18 protein-coding genes are annotated in these 20,653 nt (G+C 72.0%); 7 read left to right on the plus strand and 11 right to left on the minus strand.

Annotated elements, in window-relative coordinates:
* Positions 1-16: 16 nt before the first annotated feature.
* The gene (locus tag AC1Z4A_RS16480) at positions 17-1,051 is read right to left on the minus strand and encodes an Lrp/AsnC family transcriptional regulator (protein ID WP_483679673.1); all 1,035 of its coding nucleotides are present in this window, start codon (positions 1,049-1,051) and stop codon (positions 17-19) included.
* Positions 1,052-1,129: 78 nt separating this feature from the next.
* Between AC1Z4A_RS16480 and AC1Z4A_RS16485 the strand changes: the two genes are divergently transcribed.
* Positions 1,130-2,524 carry an MFS transporter gene (locus AC1Z4A_RS16485; protein WP_483679674.1) on the plus strand — a complete coding sequence of 465 codons (1,395 nt, stop codon included), beginning with the start codon at positions 1,130-1,132 and terminating at the stop codon, positions 2,522-2,524.
* Positions 2,525-2,687: 163 nt separating this feature from the next.
* The gene (locus tag AC1Z4A_RS16490; protein ID WP_483679676.1) at positions 2,688-4,718 is read left to right on the plus strand and encodes a M6 family metalloprotease domain-containing protein; all 2,031 of its coding nucleotides are present in this window, start codon (positions 2,688-2,690) and stop codon (positions 4,716-4,718) included.
* Positions 4,719-4,735: 17 nt separating this feature from the next.
* Here AC1Z4A_RS16490 and AC1Z4A_RS16495 read toward each other — a convergent pair whose 3' ends face one another.
* A complete protein-coding gene (locus AC1Z4A_RS16495; RefSeq protein ID WP_483679677.1) occupies positions 4,736-5,620 on the minus strand; it encodes a sigma-70 family RNA polymerase sigma factor in 885 nt (294 codons plus the stop codon).
* Positions 5,621-5,725: 105 nt separating this feature from the next.
* Positions 5,726-6,541 (minus strand): alpha/beta fold hydrolase, encoded by an 816-nt coding sequence (locus AC1Z4A_RS16500; protein WP_483679678.1) that lies wholly within the window; start codon positions 6,539-6,541, stop codon positions 5,726-5,728.
* Positions 6,542-6,700: 159 nt separating this feature from the next.
* Here AC1Z4A_RS16500 and AC1Z4A_RS16505 point away from each other — a divergent pair, with 159 nt between their 5' ends.
* Positions 6,701-7,555, plus strand: coding sequence for a helix-turn-helix transcriptional regulator (locus AC1Z4A_RS16505; RefSeq protein ID WP_483679679.1), 855 nt, complete (start codon positions 6,701-6,703; stop codon positions 7,553-7,555).
* 15 nt (positions 7,556-7,570) lie between these two features.
* Here the strand turns inward: AC1Z4A_RS16505 and AC1Z4A_RS16510 are convergent, their stop codons facing one another.
* The 3 genes from AC1Z4A_RS16510 to AC1Z4A_RS16520 all read right to left on the minus strand — a co-directional run bounded on the left by AC1Z4A_RS16510 (position 7,571) and on the right by AC1Z4A_RS16520 (position 11,295).
* On the minus strand, positions 7,571-8,647 hold the full coding sequence (locus AC1Z4A_RS16510) for a methyltransferase (RefSeq protein WP_483679680.1): 1,077 nt from the start codon (positions 8,645-8,647) through the stop codon (positions 7,571-7,573).
* A 365-nt stretch (positions 8,648-9,012) separates the two neighbouring features.
* Positions 9,013-10,071, minus strand: a complete 1,059-nt coding sequence (locus AC1Z4A_RS16515; RefSeq protein ID WP_483679681.1) for a PP2C family protein-serine/threonine phosphatase — start codon at positions 10,069-10,071, stop codon at positions 9,013-9,015.
* 216 nt (positions 10,072-10,287) lie between these two features.
* Positions 10,288-11,295: a GlxA family transcriptional regulator gene (locus AC1Z4A_RS16520; RefSeq protein WP_483679682.1), complete on the minus strand. Its 1,008-nt coding sequence runs from the start codon at positions 11,293-11,295 to the stop codon at positions 10,288-10,290.
* Between the two features lie 102 nt (positions 11,296-11,397).
* On the opposite strand from AC1Z4A_RS16520, the gene AC1Z4A_RS16525 reads away from it, so the two are divergent.
* Together AC1Z4A_RS16525 and AC1Z4A_RS16530 are read left to right on the plus strand one after the other, a co-directional pair.
* A complete protein-coding gene (locus AC1Z4A_RS16525) occupies positions 11,398-12,342 on the plus strand; it encodes an NADP-dependent oxidoreductase (RefSeq protein WP_483679683.1) in 945 nt (314 codons plus the stop codon).
* Between the two features lie 52 nt (positions 12,343-12,394).
* Entirely contained in the window at positions 12,395-13,882 is a 1,488-nt protein-coding gene (locus AC1Z4A_RS16530; RefSeq protein WP_483679685.1) for an MFS transporter, read from the plus strand.
* Between the two features lie 116 nt (positions 13,883-13,998).
* Here the strand turns inward: AC1Z4A_RS16530 and AC1Z4A_RS16535 are convergent, their stop codons facing one another.
* Together AC1Z4A_RS16535 and AC1Z4A_RS16540 are read right to left on the minus strand one after the other, a co-directional pair.
* On the minus strand, positions 13,999-15,516 hold the full coding sequence (locus AC1Z4A_RS16535; protein WP_483679686.1) for a serine hydrolase domain-containing protein: 1,518 nt from the start codon (positions 15,514-15,516) through the stop codon (positions 13,999-14,001).
* Between the two features lie 91 nt (positions 15,517-15,607).
* Entirely contained in the window at positions 15,608-16,234 is a 627-nt protein-coding gene (locus AC1Z4A_RS16540; protein WP_483679688.1) for a TetR/AcrR family transcriptional regulator, read from the minus strand.
* A 111-nt stretch (positions 16,235-16,345) separates the two neighbouring features.
* Here AC1Z4A_RS16540 and AC1Z4A_RS16545 point away from each other — a divergent pair, with 111 nt between their 5' ends.
* The gene (locus tag AC1Z4A_RS16545) at positions 16,346-17,014 is read left to right on the plus strand and encodes a hypothetical protein (RefSeq protein ID WP_483679689.1); all 669 of its coding nucleotides are present in this window, start codon (positions 16,346-16,348) and stop codon (positions 17,012-17,014) included.
* Positions 17,015-17,135: 121 nt separating this feature from the next.
* Here the strand turns inward: AC1Z4A_RS16545 and AC1Z4A_RS16550 are convergent, their stop codons facing one another.
* Genes AC1Z4A_RS16550 through AC1Z4A_RS16560 form a run of 3 tightly spaced genes read right to left on the minus strand, consistent with a single transcriptional unit; the run spans position 17,136 to position 19,888 of the window.
* A complete protein-coding gene (locus tag AC1Z4A_RS16550; RefSeq protein WP_483679690.1) occupies positions 17,136-17,573 on the minus strand; it encodes a MarR family winged helix-turn-helix transcriptional regulator in 438 nt (145 codons plus the stop codon).
* Between the two features lie 18 nt (positions 17,574-17,591).
* The gene (locus tag AC1Z4A_RS16555; protein WP_483679691.1) at positions 17,592-18,995 is read right to left on the minus strand and encodes an MFS transporter; all 1,404 of its coding nucleotides are present in this window, start codon (positions 18,993-18,995) and stop codon (positions 17,592-17,594) included.
* 50 nt (positions 18,996-19,045) lie between these two features.
* Entirely contained in the window at positions 19,046-19,888 is an 843-nt protein-coding gene (locus tag AC1Z4A_RS16560; RefSeq protein WP_483679693.1) for an NAD(P)H-binding protein, read from the minus strand.
* Between the two features lie 112 nt (positions 19,889-20,000).
* Here AC1Z4A_RS16560 and AC1Z4A_RS16565 point away from each other — a divergent pair, with 112 nt between their 5' ends.
* The gene (locus tag AC1Z4A_RS16565) at positions 20,001-20,525 is read left to right on the plus strand and encodes a MarR family winged helix-turn-helix transcriptional regulator (protein WP_483679694.1); all 525 of its coding nucleotides are present in this window, start codon (positions 20,001-20,003) and stop codon (positions 20,523-20,525) included.
* The last annotated feature ends 128 nt before the right edge of the window (positions 20,526-20,653 follow it).

The following is a 20,653-nucleotide window of genomic DNA, read 5'->3' on the forward strand; positions in this document are numbered from 1 at the left end:
CCGTATGTGCCGGGCTTCACGGCCGGCGGACGCGCGGGGTCTGCCAGGGGAGCGGCGTGCCCGCCCGCTTCACGGTGCGGATCACCGGGGCGGTCTCCAGGGTCCGGATGGCGTCGAGCGAGGCGATGCGCTCGGTGAGGTAGCGGGCGAGCCCCTGCGGGCCGCGGCAGTTGACGGCTGCGAGGAGATTGGTCGGCCCGGTGGTCATGGCGACCAGGGAGACCTCGGGGTGCTCCGCCATCGAGGCCGCCACGGAGGCCAGCCGCGAGGGCTGCACGGACATCCAGAGCCGGGCCTCCGTGGGGAAGCCGAGCGCGGCCGGCGGGATGTCGACCAGGAGGACGAGGACCCCGGCCCGGCGGAGCGCCGCCAGCCGGCGGCGGACGGTGGACTCGGGGCGGCCGGTGGCGGAGGAGAGTTCGGCGTGGCTCGCCCGGCCGTCGTGGGAGAGGACGTCGAGGAGCCCGCGGTCGAGGTCGTCGAGGGTGATGTCGCCGAGGGTGCCGAGGGCGGGGTCGTCGAGGATCTCGCCGCCGCCGGGCTCGGCGGGGGGCGGGGCGAGCGCCGCGGCCTGCTCCGGGGTGAGCCGGGCCGCCCCCGCCCAGGTGCTGGGGAGCGCGTACTGCCCGAGCAGCAGGTGGGCGGAGACGGCGGTGATGCGGCCGGTGCGCGGCAGCTTGTGCAGCAGCAGCGCCTGGCTCTCGTCGGCGGTGCGGGTCTGGGTGCTGAAGGAGATCTCCGTGCCGCCGGAGAGCAGGTGGACGTACGACGTGTCGGGCCGGGCGGCGAGCGCCTCGGCGATGGCGCCGCCCGCGTCCGGAGTGCACTGGATCCGGATGGTCCAGGCGCTGTGGCCCAGGCGGGCGCCGTTGACGGTCCCGACGACGCGCAGCACTCCGGCGGAGCGGAGCCTGCGGTAGCGGCGCGCGACGGTGCTCTCGGAGACGCCGAGGACCTCGCCGACGAGGCGCAGCGGGGCGCGGCCGTCGATCTGGAGGGCGTGGACGAGCCCCCGGTCGACGTCGTCGAGGGTGACGGTATCCGTCTTCATGGCGCCGAGCATGCCAGTATCCGGCGCCCAGAGGCGATCGACTGGTGGTTCCGTGCGACCGGCCCGGACGGTGGGCGCATGACCTCAACCTCTTCCGAGCGGGGCAAGTGGCGGCCGCTGGCGGCCGTCTGCCTCGGCACCTTCCTCTTCCTGCTCGACACGACCGTGCTGTCGGTGGCCCTGCCCGCCATCGGTGACGACCTGTCGGCCTCGCTGGCCTCCCTGCAGTGGGTCGTGAACGTCTACACCCTGGTGCTGGCGGTGCTGATGCTCACCATGGGCTCGCTCGCGGACCGTTTCGGCGCCCGGACGCTGTACGTGGCCGGGCTGGGCGTCTTCGGCCTGGCCTCGCTCGGCTGCGGCCTGGCGCCCGGCGCCGGGGTACTGATTGCGGCGCGTGGAGTGCAGGGCGTCGGCGGTGCGGCGATGGCGGTGACCGGGTTCGCCCTGATCGGCGCGGTCTACCGGGGGCCCGACATGGGCCGGGCGATGGGCGTGTTCGGTGCGGTCACGGGGCTGGGCGCGGCGGCCGGTCCGCTGCTCGGCGGCGCGCTGACCCAATTCCTGGGCTGGCGCGCGGTGTTCTTCCTCAACGCGCCGATGGTGATGATCACGATCGCGCTGGCACTGCGCGCCCTGCCCGCGGCCCGGCGCCGCCCGGCCCCGGCCCGCACCGCCCGCATCGACGTCCCGGGCATGGCCGCCTTCGCGCTGGCCGCGGGCTCGCTGACGTACGTCCTGACGGCGGACGGAGGCGACGGGCTCTCATCGACCGCCTCGGCCTTGCTCACGCTCGCTGCGCTGTCGTTCCTCGCCTTCGTCCGCATCGAACTCCGCGCTCCCGAGCCACTGTTGGACGTCCGCCTCTTCCGCCGCGCCACTTTCTCCGCCGTCATGATGTGCGTGCTCGCCTCCACTGCCTCGTTCGCGGCGCTGGTGTACACCTCGGTGCGGCTCCAGTCGGACCGGGACCTCGGCCCGGTGGCGGCCGGCGTCGCGCTGATGCCGCTCGCCCTGGCGTCCTTCGTCACCTCACTGGTGAGCGGCCGCAGGCTGCACGGCCGCTCGCCGCGCGCGCTCCTCGCCACAGGCCTCCTGCTGAGCGGCGCCGGCTGCGCCCTGCAGACCGTCTCCCTGCCCGCCGGCCTCGCCCTCACCGGCATCGGCGTGGGCCTGCCGGGCCCGGCCATGGGCGCCGCGGTGCTGTCGGCGCTGCCGCCCGAGCGGGGCGGCATGGCGACGGGGGCGATGATGACGTTCCGTCAGCTGGGCCAGACGCTGGGCGTCGCGGCGTTCGGCGTGCTGTACCGCCAGGGCGGCACCCCGGCGCAGGGGCTGGACCGGGTGCTGATCGCGGCGGCGGTCGTCGGGCTGGCCGGGGCGGCGGTCGCCGCCGTCCTTGCGCCGCGCCGACCGGCTGCGTCCCATCAGCCGCCCGCACCCACCCCCTCCACCGCCGCCGCGGCGAAGTGACCGCCTCACCGGCGGCGTGCCGACACTCTGGCGCCTCGTGCCCCTCGCCCCTACCGTGACCGCGGTGGGCGCACGGCACACCCCGCCCACACTGCGCATCCAACGAACGGCTTGCCACACCCTCGTCCGATGACTTCACGTCACGTCAGACAAGAGGTGAGTCATGTTCCTCCGTCGCAGACACGCCGTCCGGCCGTCCCGCCCGGGACGGCCGGTCGTCGCCGCCCTGCTCCTCGGCATCCTGGCCGTGCTCGCGGCCGGCCCCGCGCGGGCGGTGCCCGGCGCGGCGGGCCGGCCGCGGCCGCCCCTCGTCCAGCCCATCGACCCGCAGCGCTGGCGCAACCCCGACGACATGACCTGGGCCGAGTACCGGCACGTCCCCGGCACCGACTGGGCCGACCCGGCGGTGAAGCCCACCAAGCGCACGTTCAAAGGGGCCCTCGTGCTCCTCGACTACCCCGACGAGGAGTTCTCGGTCACCAAGCCTGCCGGGACGGGCCCGTTCGGCAACCCCCAGCCCGCCGCCTCGGGAATACCGCGCGACCAATTACCCACGTTCTACCGGGACTTCCTCAACAAGCCCGGCACGCTCAACCACGGCCACACCATCAACGAGTACTGGATGGAGGACTCCGGCGGCCGCGTCGGCGTCGACCTGACCCCGTTCGGCGTGTACCGCATGCCGTGGCAGTCCTACCAGTACGGCATCGAGCCCGGGATGAACCCCGGCGCCTGCCCCGTCGGGGACGTCTGCGGCAAGGACATCCGCGCCGACGGCAAGCGCGCCTGGGTCGCCGACGTGGGGGCGGACCGGGCCGGCGCGTTCGACTTCGTCTTCTACCTCACCGCCGGGGTGGACGAGTCCTCCGCCTGGCAGGAGTTCGGCCAGATGAAGTTCGGCACGGCGGCGGACGTGCCGCCCGTCTGGGGCCCGCCGTCGCCGATCCCCGGCGGCGGCAACGCCGCCCGGACCCGCTACGTGCCGTGGACGTCCTGGCAGGCCGCCGCCCGCATCTGGCCCAACGCGGCGAACGGCTCCTCCACCCAGGCGGAGAGTTCCGGCATGGCCACGTACGCCCATGAACTCAGCCACATCCTGGGCATCGGCGACAACTACAACAACCCCTACGGCACGCCCCTCAGCCGCGCCTACACCGGCATCTGGGGCATGCTCTCCCGGGGCACGTTCAACGGCCCCGGAGGCCCGCACTCCCGGTGGCGGATACCCGCGACCGGCGGCGGCTCGATGGGCGCCCAGCACGTGCTGCGGGACAAGATCCAGCTCGGCATCGTCGACGAGAAGAACGTCCTGCGCCTCGACCGCGACGCCCTCAAGGACTCCGGTCTCGTCGTCGCCCGCGTCACCGCGCGCTCCGCTCCGCCCGGCGAGAAGGGGCTTGCCGGGGTGAACGTCACCATGGCCCGCGACCTCTCCCCGGCCTGCGACCGCGACACCAACCCCCTGTGCGACGGCGGCGGTTACGAGAACTACACGCTGGAGGTCGTCGACCGCATGGGCATGGACTCGTTCACCCCGGACAGCGGCGTGCTCATCACCAAGACCAAGAACGCGGACCGGGCCCCGTTCGCCTGGGTGATCGACGCCCACCCCGAGGACATCGGCCTGGTGGACTTCACCCGCCCCGACGGCACCCCGCAGAAGATCACCATGGGCGACTACCGGCAGCTCAGCGACGCCCTCTTCCACGCCGGGGCCGACTCCGGCAGCTCGTACGAGTACGTCGACGAGGCCAACCGGCTGCACTTCTACGTCCTCGACGTGCGGCGCGACGCCGCCGGGGTGCTCTCCTACGACCTCGGGGTGCGCTCCCTGGACGGCGCGGGCCAGCAGGTCCGCGGGCTCGCCCTCGGCCGCGGCACCGCGCGGGGCAAGCCGGCCGACGGCCGGGCCGTGTGCACCTTCGCGCTCGCCAACACCGGGCGGGCCGCCCCTGGCGGCGACCCCCGCACCGCCTCCGACGTCTACCGGCTGTCGGCCACGGCCGCCGGGCGCGGCTGGTCCGCCTGGCTCCCCAACCGGCTGACCACCGCAACCTCCGGCGCCTCGGTCACCGTGCCCGTCGCCGTGACCGCGAAGCCGGGCGCCGAGCGCAGCGGCAGGATCACCCTGACCGCCCGCTCGGAGAGCGACCCGAGCCGGACGGCCGAGGCGACCTGCACCCTCAGGAAGTAGCGCGAACCAGGGGCATGTCAGTCGTCGAGGACCGTCAGGTCCAGACGGGCCAGCCGCTCGGGGTCGGCGAGGACGTCGAGCGCGGCCACCTTCCCGTTGCTGATCGTGAACGCCATGACCGACATCGGCCGGCCCCCGGCCATCGCGACGACGCCCGCCGCCCCGTTCACCAGGGCGGGGCGCGCGGCCGCCGCGAACCGCGCGAAGGTGATCGCCTGACCGGCCACCGCGGCCGCACCGCGCGTCACGGAGCCCGGGCGCAGCGCACCGCTGTCGGACCGCGCCACGACGTCCGGGTCCAGGACGGCGACGAGCGCGTCGAAGTCGCCGCTCCGGGCGGCGGCCAGGAAGGCGTCCACGACCTCCCGCTGGCGGGCGAGGTCGGCGTCCGGGGCCGGGGCCGCGCCCTGGACCCGGCGCCGGGCGCGGCTGGCCAGCTGCCGGGCCGCGGCCGGGGTGCGGTCGACGATGCGCGCGACCTCGTCGAAGGGCACGGCGAACAGGTCGTGCAGGACGAAGGCGAGCCGCTCGGCGGGGGCCAGCGTCTCGAGGACCACGAGCAGGGCGAGGCCGACCGAGTCCGCGAGCAGCGCCTCCTGCTCGGGGTCCACGCCCCCGGCGCCGCTGACGACCGGGTCGGGCAGGTGCACCCCGCCCTCCAGCGGCTCCTCGCGCCGCGAGGTGCGGGAGCGGAGCATGTCCAGGCAGACCCGGCCGGTCACCGTCGTCAGCCAGCCGCCCAGGTTCCCCACGCCGTCGGCCCCGGAGCGCTGGAGCCTGAACCAGGTCTCCTGCACGGCGTCGTCCGCCTCGCTCAGCGATCCGAGCATCCGGTAGGCCACCGAGCGCAGATGCCCGCGGTGCTCCTCGAAGTGCTCTGCCAGCAGTTCGTCGCCGTTCATGGTCCCGCCCTCGGTCCTTCTCCGTTGTTCCGGCCTGTCCGTCACAGCACTGACGGACGGGACCCCACCGATGTGACAGCATGCGCGAGGACCGGCGGAAAACGGTCACGGAGCGGCGGTGAAGTCGCTCACGATCTTGACGAACTCGTCCTGCTTCTCGAAGAACACCACGTGCCCGGCGTCGATCTCGGCGTACGAGCTGCCCGCGATCGCCGCGTGCAGCGCCCTGCTGTTCCCGACGGGCACGGTGGCGTCCTGGGCGGCGCCGATGACGAGGGTCTCCGCCTGGATGCGGGGGAGCAGGGCGCGGATGTCGACGCGGGTGTCGAGGTCGACGTGGCGCAGGGTGCCCGGGGTGGGCGGCATGTTGGGGATCAGCTGCTCCACCTGCTCGCGGCCGATGGCGTTGAGGAAGCCGCGGCTGAAGCCGGTCATCGTCACGCTCCGCCCGAACCCCTCGGCGTCGACCTGCCCCAGGCGCTGCCAGAGCGTGAACAGGTTGCGCATGTACTCGTCGCCGTCGGTGTGGGCCCAGCCGGACACCAGGATCAGCCGCCGCACCAGGTCGGGGCGGAGCGCGGCCACGGCCGCGACGACCGGGGCGCCCATGGAGAAGCCGAGCAGGTCGACCGGGCCCGCCGCGGAGTCCGGGCCGTCCCCGAGGTCCTCGAGGTCCTCGATGACGGCGATCACCTGGGCGGCCAGGCCCTCGACGGTCAGCGGCCCGCCGTCGTCCGTGGTGCGGTCGGTGCCGGAGAGGTCCGGGGTGACGACCGTGCGGCCCTCGGCGAAGCGCGGGGCCACCTGCCCCCAGGTGAGCCCGGCACCCGCGGACCCGGTGCCGTGGACGAGGACGAGGACGGGACCGGAACCGGAACGCTCGTAGGAGACCTGGGCGCCGGCGACGGAAACGGTGGCCATGACGGACCTCTTTCGCAACTCTCCAGACGGTGCTGGGGCCGGGGCGCTCGCTCCGGCACCGACAACACTGCCGCCGCCCGGAAAGGGGCGGGAGAGCCCCGCCGACCCTGGGACTGCCGGTCCCTGGTTCGGCTGCGGGCCCTCGTGCAGGATGACGCCATGACGATGATCAACCGCCGAGAGCTGGCCGACTTCCTGCGCCGCCACCGCGACCGGGTCGGCCCCCAGGACGTGGGCCTGCCCGCGGGCCCGCGCCGCCGTACTCCGGGGCTCCGGCGCGAGGAGGTCGCCCAGCTCGCCGGGATGTCGGCCGACTACTACATCCGGCTGGAGCAGGCCCGCGGCCCGCAGCCCTCGCCGCAGATGCTCGCCGCCCTCGCCCGCGCCCTGCGCCTGAGCGCGGACGAACGAGACCACCTCCACCTGCTCGCGGGCCACCGGCCGCCCGCCGGCCGCACCACCGGCGACCACGTCGCCCCCGGGCTGCTGCACCTGCTCGACCAGCTCCCCGCCACGCCCGCGCAGGTCCTCAGCGATCTCGGCGACGTCCTTGCGCAGAACGCCGTGGCCCGCGCCCTGCTCGGCGGGGTGTGCACGGTCTCCGAGCACGGCCGCAACGTGGTCTGGCGCTGGTTCACCGACCCGGCCGTCCGCCGCGCGTACCCGGCGGAGGAGCACGACCACTACAGCCGCGTCCACGTGGCCGACCTGCGCGCGGCCACGGGCCGCCGCGGCACCGACCCCGCGGCCGCCCGCCTGGTGGAGCGCCTGCGGGGCGCCAGCGAGGAGTTCGCCGCGCTCTGGGAGCTGCACGAGGTCGCCGTCCGCCGCCGCACCCGCATGCGGGTGCTCCACGACGTGATCGGCCCCGTCGACCTCGACTGCCAGGTGCTCCTCGCCCCGGAGGGGGACCAGCGCCTCGTCCTGTTCACCCCGCCGCCGGGCACGGACACGGCGAGCCGGCTCGCGCTCCTCGAGGTGGTGGGGACGGAGCGGTTCGCGGTGCCGGACTGAAGCCGTGCCCCCGGCTCAGGCGGACTCGTCCGCGTGGTGCCCGGCGGGCACCGCCTCGATGAGCGAGAAGGGGTGGGGGCGGGGCAGCGGCGTGACGGAGGCGAGGCGGAAGCCCGCTGCCCGGAACAGCGCGTCGAAGTCGGCACGGGTCCGCTCCCGGCCGCCCACCTGCACCATCATGTTGAGGTCGCTCAGGAACATGAGTTCGTTGGCGCCCCCGGTGGCCCCGGTGGGGGGCAGCACCCTCTCGACGAGCACGACGCGGCCGTGCTCGGGCAGCGCCTCCCGGCAGTGCCGGAGGATGGTGATGCACTGCTCGTCGTTCCAGTCGTGGAGGACGCTCTTGAGGAGGTGCACGTCGCCGCCGCTCGCGACGGCCGTGAAGAAGTCCCCCGGCGCCAGGGAGCAGCGCCCGTCGACACCCGCCTCCGCGAGCGTCCGCCCGGCGTCCGTGAGCCCCTCGGGGGCGTCGAAGAGGATGCCCTTCAGGTGCGGGTGGGCCCGCAGGACGGCGGCCAGGAGCGTGCCGTTGCCGCCTCCGATGTCGACCACCGTGGTGGCCGGCCCGAAGTCGTAGTGCTCCGCCACCAGGTCCGCCACCAGCCGGGTGCCCTGACTCATGGCGGCGTTGAACTGCCCGGAGAGCTCGGGCGCTTCGCCGAGGTAGGAGAAGAAGTCCTGCCCGAAGACCCTGTCGAAACCCGTCTCTCCGGTGCGGACGCTCCCCTCCAGGTCCTCCCAGGCGCGCACGTGGGTGGGGTCGGTGAGCATGTGGACCAGCGCATGCAGCGAATGGGGGTGATCCGTCCGCAGCAGCGCCCCGGCCTCCGTGAGCGAGAAGTGGCCGGATCCGTCCTCCGAGAGGAGCCCGAGTCCTGCCATGGCGCGCAGCAGCCGGTGCATGGCCTGCGGGTGGGTGCCGCACTCCTGCGCCAGATCGGCGGAGGAGCGTGTGGTGTCCCCCAGCAGATCGGCCAGGGAGAGCCGGACCGCGACCCGTACCACCTGTGTGGCCATGTGCCCGTGGGCCAGCCTGGCGACCGTGGCACCTGCTCCCCGGTCCGTCTCCGCTCGGATGCCCGGTGAGTGCATCTGGCGTATCCCCCGTTCATCAGCTGCAGGCAGCTGTGTTTCACAAGATCATGTAGGCCGGATCGTCGTCGACGGGTTTCGGCCGGTCAAGTGCCCGATATGAGCCATCTGCTCACTCTTTACCGGTAGTTGAAGGTTCGACCGATGAGTGGTGCAAGGCAACTACGAGGCAAGAAGTGGCGGTTGATGCCTCCGGATCCCTCCCCGTGCATCGTTTCCGTGTCGCGGGCGCAGGGCGAACGCGGGCATTCAGTTGTACGGCGCGGCGACGGCGCGCGAGCGCCGAAGCCCTGGGGCTTCGGTCGTCGGCGGCGTGCTCGCGGCCTTGCGCTGGTGTTCGAGTGCCCGTTCGGGGGCCGCCTCGGTCACACGGACGGAGCCGTCCGGCCGCCGAGCGTTGCCGGATGCTGCCGCAGGCGCACGGCGAGGGCGGCGATGTCGTCGTTGAGGCCTCCGCCGCTGTAGAGCAGGAGGTCGCGGTGGAGCCCGTAGAGCAGCTCGTGGGGCGGCGAGGGGGGCTGCTGCCGCATCCAGTCCGTCAGGGGGAAGAACTCGCCGTTGCGGTTGCGGGTCTCGGTGACCCCGTCGGTGTGGAGGAGCAGCTGGTCGCCGGGGGCGACGTCGAAGGTGTCGACGCGGTAGTCGCCGCCGATCAGCTCCGCGAGGTTGAGCGGCGGACAGGGGGCCGTGGGCGTCAGGACGCGGAGTTCCCCGCGGTTCAGGAGCAGCGGCGGCGGGTGTCCGCAGTTGAGGACCCGGATCCGGCCGTCCTCGTGCGGGATCTCGACGAGGAGGGCGGTGGTGAAGCGCTCCATCAGGTCTTCGGGGGGAAAGGCGGCGCCGTAGCGGGTGCTGCTGGCCTCCAGGCGGCGTGCGATGCCGTCCAGGCCGGGCTCGTCGTGGGCCGCCTCCCGGAAGGAGTTGACCACCGTCGCGGCCGACCCCACCGCGGGCAGGCCCTTGCCCCGCACGTCGCCGATGAGCAGCCGGATCCCGTACGGCGTGTCGACCGCCTCGTAGAAGTCGCCGCCGATGCGGGCCTCCGCCGCGGCCGCGAGGTAGAGCGAGTCGATCTCGATGCCCCCGAAGCAGCGCGGCATCGGGCTCATGACGACCTTCTGCGCCGCGTCGGCGACGAGCCGCACCTGGAGGAGCGTCTGCTCCCGCTGGAGCCGGACGTGGCTTCCGTACGCGGCCGCCACGGTGACCGCGACGATCCCCGCCGACGTCCACCAGATCCCCAGCCCGGGGAAGACGATGCCGAGGCCGAACATGAGCATGAAGCAGACCGTCCCCAGCAGGACGGTGGGGAGCACGGGCCACATGGAGGCGGCGAGGGCGGGCGCCGCGGGCAGGAGGCGGCTGAAGGCCATGCGCCTGGGCGTGTTGTACGCCAGGCCGGCGATGAGCACGGTCAGGAACACCGGGGACAGCTGAACAGGGGACCACCGGCTGTGGGGGCGAGGGAGGCGCGACCGTCCGTCCGGCCGTCCAAGCTTGATCACAGCAGATAGCATATCGACACAATAGGGATATATGGCTTTGATCGCCTGGGCTTGCCCTCCGAGCTGGCGGAGGATATGAGATTCGAACTCGTGTTTTGGTTGCCTCTGGCACGCTTTCCGGCCGAGAAGCCACGGTCAGCCGGCAGCGTCGACAGGCTGACGGCGGGCCGGATCGTGGTCCCGGCCCTGGAAGGTGCGGCGGTACGCGGCGGGTGAGACGCCGATTGCGGCGGCCAGGTGCTGGCGCAGCGAGGAGGCGCTGCCGAACCCGGCGTGCTCGGCGACCCGGTCCACCGGCAGGTCGCTGGACTCCAGCAGCCTGCGGGCGAGTTCGAGCCGCTGGGTGGTGAGCCACTGGCCGGGGGTCTGGCCGGTCTCGGCGAGGAAACGACGGCTGAAGGTGCGCACGCTCATGCCCGCCTGGGTGGCCAACTGGGCGAGCTTGATGGGCTGGTGGAGCTGCCGGAGGGCCCACTCGCGGGCCCCGGCGGTGTCGCTGCCGGTCGCATCGGGGACGGGCCGGGCAATGTACTGGGCCTGTCCGCCGTCGCGCCATGGCGGAACGACGCACAGGCGGGCGACCCGATTGGCGATCTCACTGCCGTGGTCGCGGCGGATCAGGTGCAGGCAGAGGTCCATCCCGGCGGCGGCGCCGGCCGAGGTGAGGACGTCGCCGTCGTCCACGTAGAGCACATCGGGGTCGAGCGGGGTCTGCGGGTGCAGCCCGCGGAAGCGCTCGCTGTGCGCCCAGTGCGTGGTGGCGGGCCGGCCGTCGAGCAGCCCGGCGGCGGCGAGGACGAAGGAGGCCGTGCAGATCGACACCAGACGGGTGCCGGGCCGGAGCCGGCCCAGAGCGGCAGCGACCGGCGCGGGCAGCGGGTCGCTGCCGCCGATCGGGTCGTCGATGGCCGCCACGATCAGGGTGCCGGCGGTGGCGATCACGCTCGCGTCGTGCTCGACGGCGATCGAGAAGTCCTCGCTGGTACGCACCGGCCGGCCGTCCGGGGTGCAGGTGAGCACCTCGTAGAGCCGGTCGCCGCCCGGGCCGCGGGCGAGGCCGAAGGCCTTGGCGGGGATGCCGAGTTCGAAGGGGACGACGCCGGGGAGGGCGAGGACGACGACGCGGTGCACGGCCTGCTGCATGGCCGGATTCTCTCACTTATTGGCAATCTGGCCACTCGTTCCGGTTGCCGGGCGGCATCAGGCTGTTGATCAACCGCGAACGAGACGGGGGAGTGAATCCGAATGGCGGAGAAGATGACGGCCGTGGCCTTCGAAGAGCCGGGCGGGCCGGAGGTCCTGAAGGTCGTGGAACGGGAGCGGCCGGTACCCGGTCCGACGGAGATCCTGGTCCGGGTGCACGCGGCCGGCGTCAACCCGGTGGACTGGAAGACCCGGGCGGTCGGTGTCCTGTACGTCCCCGGCGACGGCATCGTGGGGTGGGACGTCTCGGGTGTGGTGGAGGCCGTCGGCCTCGGCGTGACGCTCTTCCGGCCGGGTGACGAGGTGTACGGCATGGCGGACTTTCCGCGGATGGTCGGCGCCTACGCGCAGTACGTGGCCGCTCCGGCACGCCACTTCGCCCCCAAGCCGGCCGGACTCGACCACGTACAGGCGGCGGCCCTGCCGCTGGCCGCGCTGACGGCCTGGCAGGCCCTGGTGGACATGGCGGCCCTGCAGGAGGGGCAGCGGGTCCTGGTGCACGCCGCGGCAGGCGGCGTGGGGCACCTGGCGGTGCAGATCGCCAAGGCGTACGGCGCGTACGTCATCGGTACGGCCAGCGCGGGCAAGCACGAGTTCGTGCGGGGGCTGGGCGCGGACGAGGTGATCGACTACACGGCGGTCGACTTCGCCTCGGTGGTCTCCGATGCGGATGTGGTGATCGACTCGATCGCCGGGGACTACCAGGAGCGCTCGCTGTCGGTGCTGCGGGACGGTGGCACGTTGATCACTCTCTCGGCCCGCCAGACCGAGGCGCTCGCCTCGGCTGCGGCCGCGCGCTCCATCCGCTCGGGCTTCATGGTGGTCGAGCCCGACCGGCGAGCGCTGCTGGCCGTCACGGAGCTGGTCGAGACCGGCAGGCTGAAGGTCCACGTCGACGCCGTCTTCCCGCTGGCGGACGCGGCCAAGGCCCACGAGCTCGGCGAAACCGGCCGGACCACGGGGAAGTTGGTCCTCACCGTCGACTGACGAACGTCATCGTGACCGTACTTCGACTTCGGCGACAAAGAGGCTTCTTATCGTGGCAAGCAGTCAGCAATCAGCCAGCCCGCCGGCAGTGGCCGCGAAAGCCGACGCCATTCCGTGGACGACGATAGCGGTCGTCCTGGCCGCCCTGTTCATGGCGGTCCTCGACTCGTTCATCGTGGTGGTCGCCGGCCCCTCGATCGTGGCGGATCTGCATGCCTCCGCCGGCGATGTCCAGTGGGTTCTGGCGGGTTACCAGCTGAGTTACGCGGTCTTCATCATCACCGCTACTCGCCTGGCCGACCTGTACGGCCGCAAGCGGATCTTCCTTCTCGGGGTGGCCCTGTTCACTCTGTCGTCAGTCGCTTGCGCGCTCTCACCGAGCGCAGGCAGCCTTATCTCCGCGCGGGTCGTCCAGGGCCTGGGAGCCGCCCTGATGGTTCCCCAGGTGTTCGCGTACGTCACGGTGCTGGTGCCGGCGGCGAGGCGGCACAGCGTCTACGGCGTGCTCGGCATCGTCATGGGGATGGCCACCATCGGCGGACAGGTCATCGGCGGACTGCTGATCGGCGCCAACCTGTTCGACTCCGGCTGGCGCCTGGTGTTCTGGGTGAACGCGCCGATCGGAATCGCCATGTTCCTGCTCGCCGTGCGCTACGTGCCGGAGACGGGCTCGTCCGCCACCCTCCCCCGTTGCCTGAACGGCACGGGAGGTACCCCCATCCTGGACATGCCCGGCGTCCTGGTGCTCAGCGCGGCCCTCTTCCTCCTGGTGCTCCCGCTGATTCAGGGGCAGGAGGCAGGCTGGCCATGGTGGGTCTGGGCCTGCTTCGCGGGCAGCGCGGTCGCGTTCGGCTTGTTCGTCGCGATCGAGCGGCGCCTGGAACGGCGGGGCGGGGATCCGCTGGTACCGCTGACGCTGTTCGGGCAGCGCTCGTTCTCGCTCGGGATCGTTCTCGTCCTCGCCCTGTACGCGCTGATCTACTCGTACTACCTGGCCTTGTCGGTAACGATGCAGCAAGGCCTCGGCATGTCGGCGCTCGGCGCGGGCCTGGTCCAGGCGCCGGCAGCCACCGCATTCTTCGTGTTCAGCATGGTGGCGAGCCGGACCATCCCGAAATACGGACGACGTGTCCTCGAGATCGGGGCGGTCGTCCTGGCGAGCGGATACCTGGCGACCGGCGTCTTGCTGGTGTCCGGCCCGCGGATCACTCCGCTGCTCGTGATCCCCACCCTCGTTCTGCAGAGCGTCGGCGGCGGACTGGTCATCACGCCGGCGCTCAACACGGTGCTGAGCCGCGTCAGGCCGGAGTCGGCCGGTGTCGCGTCAGGGGTCCTGTCCACGGCCCAGCAGTGCGGCGGAGCGCTGGGCGTTGCCGTTGTCGGAGCGGTCTTCTTCAGCTCGTTCCGTCCCGCGGCAGCCGGCAGGGTTGCCGCCGCCGGCCACGCCTTTGCCGTCGCGTCCTTCGGGGTGTTCGTCATCGCCGTCATTGCGGGCATTGCCGTCTTCCTTCTGCCGAAGCAGCCGGCGGACCAGGGCTGAGTGCCCGCGACGAAGCGGGGCCGGGGGGGCGGGGCCTGAACCCTGTTGTTCCTGGGTGAACGAGACCAGAACCGAGACCGGCTGACCGATCGGCTGTTCCCGCGGTTGTGGTGGGGTCAGGCGGACTTGGCAGTGGCGCGGACGCCGAAGTGGACGTAGCGGGTGCCGTCGCGGAGGGCGTAGAAGACGACGGGGATCCAGGCGTCCCTGTCGTTGCGGCGGCCGGCGAAGACGGTCTTGGCGGGGGTGTCGGAGACGGGGGTGAGGTGCCAGACGAGCGGGTCGAAAGTACCGGCGAGGCCATCGGCGCCTTCGTAGCGCAGGTCAAGCACGCCTTCGCCTTCGCCTTCGGCACGGGCGGTGATGGTCATGAGGAAGCCCTCGCGCTTGTAGCGGCCGGTGAAGGGCGCTGTGTCGACGGCCGGGGGGTTGTCGGCCGGTCCGAACGCGGGCATGGTGACTCCGGCAAGTTCGGCGCTCAGTTCGCGGCAGAGGGCCTCGTGGACCTTCGGTGCGGCGCCTCCGCCGTTGGTGAGCAGGGCGACGGCGAGGCCCTTCTCCGGGATGGCCCGCAGATAGGCGAGTTGGCCGAAAGTGCTGCCGTCGTGGCCGAAGCCGCGAGCGCCGTCCCATTCGAAGAGACCCCAGCCGAGGCCCCAGTGTGCGCCGAGGAACCACTGGTCGGGCATGTCGACCTCGCGGGTGAGCATCGCCTCCACGGCCGCTGCGGAGAGCACCCGGGTGCCGTTCGGCGCAGTGCCGCCGTCGATGAACAGCCGGGCGAAGCGAACCACGTCGGCCGCGGTGGCACTGATGCCGCCGTACGGTCCGGCAGAGCGGGGCAGCATGTTCCACAGCGGGGTGGGCGTCGGGTCCTCGCCGGGCTCGCCCATGTGCCCCATCGCGGCGCGGAAGCGCAGCACCTCCTCGGGCAGCGTCATGGTGTGCTCGAGTCCGAGAGGGTCGCAGATCAGCTCTTTGAGCGCTTCATCCCAGGTCAGGCCGGTGACCACCTCGACGATCCGACCGAGGACGTTGTAGGCGGTGCTGGAGTAGGACATGGTGGCGCCGGGCGGGTTGGTGAGGCCGACGTCGCGAGTGCCGTCGGTGTAGAGGGCCAGGCAGTCGTCACCGCGGCCCGTGTCGTTGACGTAGTCGCCCTCGATTCCGCTGGTGTGGTTGAGGAGTTGACGTGGCGTGATGATGCGGGCGGCCTCGGTGTCGGCGAGGGCGAAGCCCGGCAGGACCGCCGCGACCGGTGCGTCCAGGTCGAGCTTGCCGGCGTCGGCGAGGCTCAGGACGAGGGCGGCGGTGTAGCCCTTGCTGACCGAGCCGATCTGGAACACCGAGTCGGTGGTGGTCTCGACGCCGGTGCCGGTGTGCAGGACGCCACTGGCCAGTTCGTGGATTTCCCCGCCGGTGAGGACGGCCAGCACGGCGCCGGGGATGCGGTGGGTGGTGAGCAGGTCGTCGAGTCGGCGCTGCCAGCGGGCGGTGTCGAACGCCGCCGCGGTACCCGTCCTGCCCAGCGCCCGGTCGACGGCCTGCGCGGCCTCCCGGTTGGTCCGGTCCACGAGCTTGGCAACCTCGCGGTCGACGTTGTCCGAGAACTCCTTGTACATGTCCTTCGACATGGTTTCCCCTCCCTGGTGACAGATGGCGTGCCGGCACTTCCGCCCATTCGAGCATCGTTTGAAACGATCTCGATGCGGGTCGCGCCGATGGCTAGGCAGATGCTGCGAAGCCGGTGCAGAGCAGACGGACGCTCCGTGCGAACTTCTCGTCCTGGCTCAGTCGTTGGATCAACGGGCCCATGACCAGGGGGAACTGAGCGCACAGGGCGGCGTGGAGCTCGGCGGTGACGGTCGGTGGCGTCGTCGGCTGGTTCTGTTCCTGGAGCACGAAGCCGGTGACGTGGCTGAGCAGGGTGTCGGCGGCGATGCCGCAGTGGTCGGCGGGCAGGCCGGCGTCGAGGAGGGTGCGCAGCAGGCGTTCCATCAGGGAGAGGGCGCCGGTGCTGAGCATGCCGGGGCTCTCGGCGAGGAGTTGGGCGCCGCCGGGGTGCTGTTTGATGCCCAGGCGCAGGGTGGTGGCCTGGGCCTCGATGCGGTCCTGCCAGGTGGCGGTGGGCGGGAGGGCGGCGAGGGCTTCGGTGCCGGCGTCGTAGGCCCGGCGGCAGACCCGGTCGGCCATCAGGGCGAGCAGCTCGTCCTTGCCGCGCACGTGGTAGTAGAGGCTGCCCGCGTGGGCGTCCAGGCGGTCGGCGACCTGGCGCATGGACAGGTTCTGGTAGCCGACCTCGGCGAAGACGGCCATGCCCGCGTCGACGATGCGCTCCTTGGTGAGCTTCATGCATCCCACCGTACAGCGTTTTCCAACACTGTTCGAAAGCTGTGCTAAGTTTGCGCCATCAGGTTTTCGAACGGTGTTGGAAAACGCCGCGAGCGGGGGGAGGGGCCGGACATGGGGGCGATCGTCTTCAACGTGACCACGGCCGCGCTGATGGTCATGATGGTCAACTGCGGGCTCGGCGCGGTCGGCCGTGACACCCTGCGCGGACGGCCGCTCCCGTGGACGGCCATCGCCCTGACCGCGCTCGCCGTCGGCGGCGTCCTGCTCCAGCTGGTCTGGTCCGGCGCCATGGACGCGCTGGACGCCGACCCCGCCAAGTCCGGCTGGTGGCGCGAGTTCACCTCGGTGTTCATGCAGAACGGCGGCCTCTTCGGCGGCCTGTGGAACCTCGTCACCCTCGCCGCCGTCGCCGCGCTCGCCCAGTGGTACTGGGGCGGCCCGCTCACCCTCGGCTTCTTCCTCGCCGGCATCCTGCTGCCCGGCCGGATCGATACCCTGCTCGGCTTCGGCGACGGCCCCAGCACCGATCCGCGCAACTTCGCCGGCAGCTCCGGCGCCACCTACTTCCTCGGCGCCACCCTCGCCCTCGCCTTCCTCACCCGCACCCGTCTGCCCAAGGAGATCACCCTGGCGGTCGGCGTCCCGGCGCTCGGCCTCGCGATGTGGATCGCCCAGGACAACGGCCACGGGCTGGTGTCCGTCTACGGGTTCGCCCTCGCCGCGGCGGTGTGGGCGGTCCGCCGCCGGGCGGCTCGCCCGGCACCCGGCCGGACGGCCTGACCCGTGGTACTTCGGCGGCCGCTCGCGGCACGGCGGGAAGCCCGTGATCGACAACCTTTGCCAGATCACGGGGCGACCTCGGTGCCCTTGGGCCCGCTGCCGTCAGGATGTCTGCTACCGGTTACGAGGCTGCGGCTTGGGCGAACTCGTTGTCCTGCCCGCTTTCCAGGTTGTGGGTCATCCTTTCCAGGACGGTGACGGCGATCCGGTACTCCTCGCGGGTGATGCCGGCCGTCGACAGCTCGCGGAAGGCGTTGACGCGTTCGGTGACCTCGGCGAGGCGGGCGCGGCCGTCGTAGGTCAGGGTGAGGCGGCCCGGCTCCGGGCGGGCGACCCAGCCGTCGGCGACGACCGTCCCGATGGCGCCGGTCAGGGCGGAGACATCGGCGTTGGCGGCCAGGACGGTCAGTACGCCGGTGTCGGTGGCCTGAGGATCGTCCTCGACGGCGTTGAGGATCTGCCAGGCGATCCGGGTGATACCGAACTCGGCCAGCATGGAGTTCATGCAGCGGGTGAGGGCCTGGTCGGTGCGGTTGAGCCAGTAGCCGATGGGCTTCATGTCGTGCTCCTGGAAGAGTCAGTGGTGCCGGGGCCGGGCCTTGCGGGGCAGCAGCCACACGAGGGCACAGCAAGCGAGGGTGGCTGCGGCGACCACGGCGAGGCTGTGGACGGCTGCGGTTGCGGAGCCACCGGGCGTGTTGAAGTAGACGGTGGTGATGGCTGCGGCGCCGATGCTGTTGGCGAGTTGTGCGACGGCGGAGAGCGATCCGCCGGCGCTGCCCGACTCCTTCGGGCCGACGCCGCCCAGGGTTACCTCGTAGAGGGTGCCGAAGCAGGTGCCGAGTCCGAGGCCCGTGACGAGGACCGGGGCGATGAGGGTCCATGTGGTCGGGTCGCCGGCGTGGACCAGGGCAAGCAGCGACAGCGTGCCGGCCAGGGTGAGCAGCAGGCCGACGAGGATGAGCGTGCGGCCGAGGCGGGCCATCAGACGGTGAGCGGCGATCGAGGCGAGGATGATGCCGGCGGCGATCGGGGCGAGGCCGAGCGAGGCCTGGGTCGGGGTGCGGTGCAGCCCGTCCTGGAAGAAGAGGGACAGGAGGAGGAGCAGGCCGGCGACCCCCGCGTTGAAGACGAGGCCGAGGATCAGGCCGGAGGTGAAGCCGCGGTTCTTCAGCAGTGAGGGCTCGATGAGCGGGCTGGTGGCGTTTCGCTGGCGCCGGCAGAACAGGGCGAAGACCAGGCCGCCGAGGACGAGGGAGAGGAAGGGGACGAGCGTCCAGCCGTGGCTGGAGCCGTCGATCAGGCCGTAGAGCAGGCCGAGCATCGTGGCGGCGAGCAGTCCGGAGCCCGGACCGTCGACGGTGACCGTCCGGTCGCCGGTGTCGCGGGGCAGCAGCCGGGCGGCCAGCGCGATCGCGAGGCCGCCGAGCGCGATGTTGATCAGGAACATGGAGCGCCAGCCGAAGCCGTCGATGAGGACCCCTGCGAGGACCGGGCCGCTGATCGCCGACAGGCCGAGGCAGGGGGCGAACACACCGAACGCCTTGCCGAGTTCGCGTGGGGGGAAGACCGCGCCGAGAATGCCGAAGCCCTGTGGGATCACAAGGGCGCCGAACGCTCCCTGGAGCAGGCGGAACCCGATGACGGAAGCGGGGTCGAAGGCCAGGCCGCAGCCGGCGGATGCGAGCGTGAAGCCGGTGAGGCCGATCAGGAACAGGCGGCGGCGTCCGAACTTGTCGCCGAGCCTGCCGCCTATCACCAGCAGGACGCCCATGGCCAGGGCGTAACCGGCGCCCAGCCACTGGACGAGGGCGTCGTCGCCGTTCAGGTCGGCGGCGATGGTCGGCGCGGCGATGTTGGTGATCGTTGCATCGAGGAGGTCGAGGACTGCGGCGAGGACGACGACGGCGAGGACGGCCCATCGGCGGCGGTCGGTCGTGGTCCGGGGAGTGGCGGGGGCCTGGGTCAAGGCCGTGGACATGGAATCCCTCGGGTGGAGGGGACGGGCCCTTGGGGACGGGCCGGTCCGGATCAGTGCTGGGTGAAGGCGGCGGCGTTCTCGCGGGCCCACTGGCGGAAGGTGCGGGCCGGACGGCCGAGGAGGGTCTGGGTGGTGTCGGCGATGGCTGCGGGGCCACGGTCGGCGGCCTCCCACAGGTCGAGCAGTGAGCAGACCATCGGCGCGGGCATGTAGTCGGCCATCTGCTGCTCGGCTTCGACGCGGGTGATCTGCTCGACCGGGATCTCACGGCCGAGGGTGTCGGCGAGGAGGGCGAGCTGCTCGCGGAAGGTGAGCGACTCGGGACCGGTCAGGGTGACCGAGCGGCCGGTGAGGGAGGTGCCGGTCAGGGCTTCGACGGCGATGTCGGCGATGTCCTCGGGGTGGATGGGCGCAATGTTCGCGTCCGGGTAGGCGAGCTGGACCGGCATCGACCGGCCGATGAGGTGGGACCAGCCGAGAGCGTTGCTCGCGAAGGCGTCCGGGCGCAGGAACGTGCAGGTGAGGCCGGAGTCGGTGAGGGCTTGCTCGACCTGGAGGCTGTGGCTCGCGAGCGGGTCGTTCGCGGCGTCGGCGCCCAGAACGGAGGACGAGGAGAGCAGAACGACATGCTCGACGCCCGCGGCTTCGGCGGCCTTGACCAGCTCGTGGATGCCGGCGGGCTGGGGGTAGAGGAAGACCTGGCGGACGCCGCGGAGCGCGGTCTCGAAGGTCTCGGGCCGGTCGAGGGCGAGTTCGGTGACCTCGACGCCCGCCGGGACGGTCAGTTCGGCGGGGTTGGCGCTGGCGGCGCGGACGGTGAGACCGGCGGAGTGCAGGCGGTCGATGACGGCCTGGCCGACCTTGCCGCGGGCGCCGGTGATGAGGGTGGTCATGGAGTGCTCCATTCGCTGCTTCGCTGCGTGACAACATATGCATGCTTGCATGCACACATTTGAGAGTCAACACATGCCTTCGCGCTGTCATCCATGTCTGTACGATGGCGGCATGACGAAGCGCGAGCCGAAGACGGCGGACGAACTGCTGGACGCTGTGGGTCCGGCCTTCGGGAAACTGCGGCGCTCCTCGCTCCTGGAGGTCGAGGACCCGATCTCCCAGAAGGACCTGAGCCGCACGCTGGTGCTCAGAATCGTCCTGGAGGCCGAGAGGGAGGTCCCGGAGAACGGGCCGGCCGGGCAGCCGGGTGCCGCTGAGATCACCGTTGGTGAGGTCGCCCGGCATCTGGGCGTGGACCCGTCGGTGGCCAGCCGCATGGTCTCCGACTGCATCTCGGCCGGCTATCTGATCCGTGCGGCCTCCCAGCAGGACGGCCGCCGCACCGTCCTCCACCTCAGCCCCGAAGGCCGCCAGCTGATGGCCCGCTTCAGCCGCCACCAGCGCTCGGCCTTCGAGTACATCACCGCCGACTGGACCGAGCAGGAGCGCCTGGAGTTCGCCCGCCTCATGCTCAAGTACGTCGACTCCCAGGACGCCCTCCGTCATCGCGTCCCGGGTAAGGACGCTCCGCGCTGAGCCGTCCCGGCGGCTTGTCCCGGACGGTGAAATCGCGGGTATGACGAAGGCCCGGACCGCTGAGCGGTCCGGGCCTTCGTTTGCCCTGACGGGCAGAGGCGGAGGATGTGAGATGCGAACTCGTGAGG

Source organism: Streptomyces sp. 17_S59 (assembly GCF_056930295.1).

Coding starts and splice junctions, on each gene's coding strand:
- AC1Z4A_RS16485 (WP_483679674.1), top strand. CDS start 1,130: ATGACCTCAACCTCTTCCGAGCGGGGCAAGTGGCGGCCGCTGGCGGCC.
- AC1Z4A_RS16560 (WP_483679693.1), bottom strand. CDS start 19,888: ATGACCACCCTCATCACCGGCGCCCGCGGCAAGGTCGGCCAGGCCGTC.
- AC1Z4A_RS16535 (WP_483679686.1), bottom strand. CDS start 15,516: ATGTCGAAGGACATGTACAAGGAGTTCTCGGACAACGTCGACCGCGAG.
- AC1Z4A_RS16500 (WP_483679678.1), bottom strand. CDS start 6,541: ATGGCCACCGTTTCCGTCGCCGGCGCCCAGGTCTCCTACGAGCGTTCC.
- AC1Z4A_RS16545 (WP_483679689.1), top strand. CDS start 16,346: ATGGGGGCGATCGTCTTCAACGTGACCACGGCCGCGCTGATGGTCATG.
- AC1Z4A_RS16510 (WP_483679680.1), bottom strand. CDS start 8,647: ATGCACTCACCGGGCATCCGAGCGGAGACGGACCGGGGAGCAGGTGCC.
- AC1Z4A_RS16525 (WP_483679683.1), top strand. CDS start 11,398: ATGGCGGAGAAGATGACGGCCGTGGCCTTCGAAGAGCCGGGCGGGCCG.
- AC1Z4A_RS16550 (WP_483679690.1), bottom strand. CDS start 17,573: ATGAAGCCCATCGGCTACTGGCTCAACCGCACCGACCAGGCCCTCACC.
- AC1Z4A_RS16540 (WP_483679688.1), bottom strand. CDS start 16,234: ATGAAGCTCACCAAGGAGCGCATCGTCGACGCGGGCATGGCCGTCTTC.
- AC1Z4A_RS16495 (WP_483679677.1), bottom strand. CDS start 5,620: ATGAACGGCGACGAACTGCTGGCAGAGCACTTCGAGGAGCACCGCGGG.
- AC1Z4A_RS16565 (WP_483679694.1), top strand. CDS start 20,001: ATGACGAAGCGCGAGCCGAAGACGGCGGACGAACTGCTGGACGCTGTG.
- AC1Z4A_RS16505 (WP_483679679.1), top strand. CDS start 6,701: ATGACGATGATCAACCGCCGAGAGCTGGCCGACTTCCTGCGCCGCCAC.
- AC1Z4A_RS16555 (WP_483679691.1), bottom strand. CDS start 18,995: ATGTCCACGGCCTTGACCCAGGCCCCCGCCACTCCCCGGACCACGACC.
- AC1Z4A_RS16520 (WP_483679682.1), bottom strand. CDS start 11,295: ATGCAGCAGGCCGTGCACCGCGTCGTCGTCCTCGCCCTCCCCGGCGTC.
- AC1Z4A_RS16490 (WP_483679676.1), top strand. CDS start 2,688: ATGTTCCTCCGTCGCAGACACGCCGTCCGGCCGTCCCGCCCGGGACGG.
- AC1Z4A_RS16480 (WP_483679673.1), bottom strand. CDS start 1,051: ATGAAGACGGATACCGTCACCCTCGACGACGTCGACCGGGGGCTCGTC.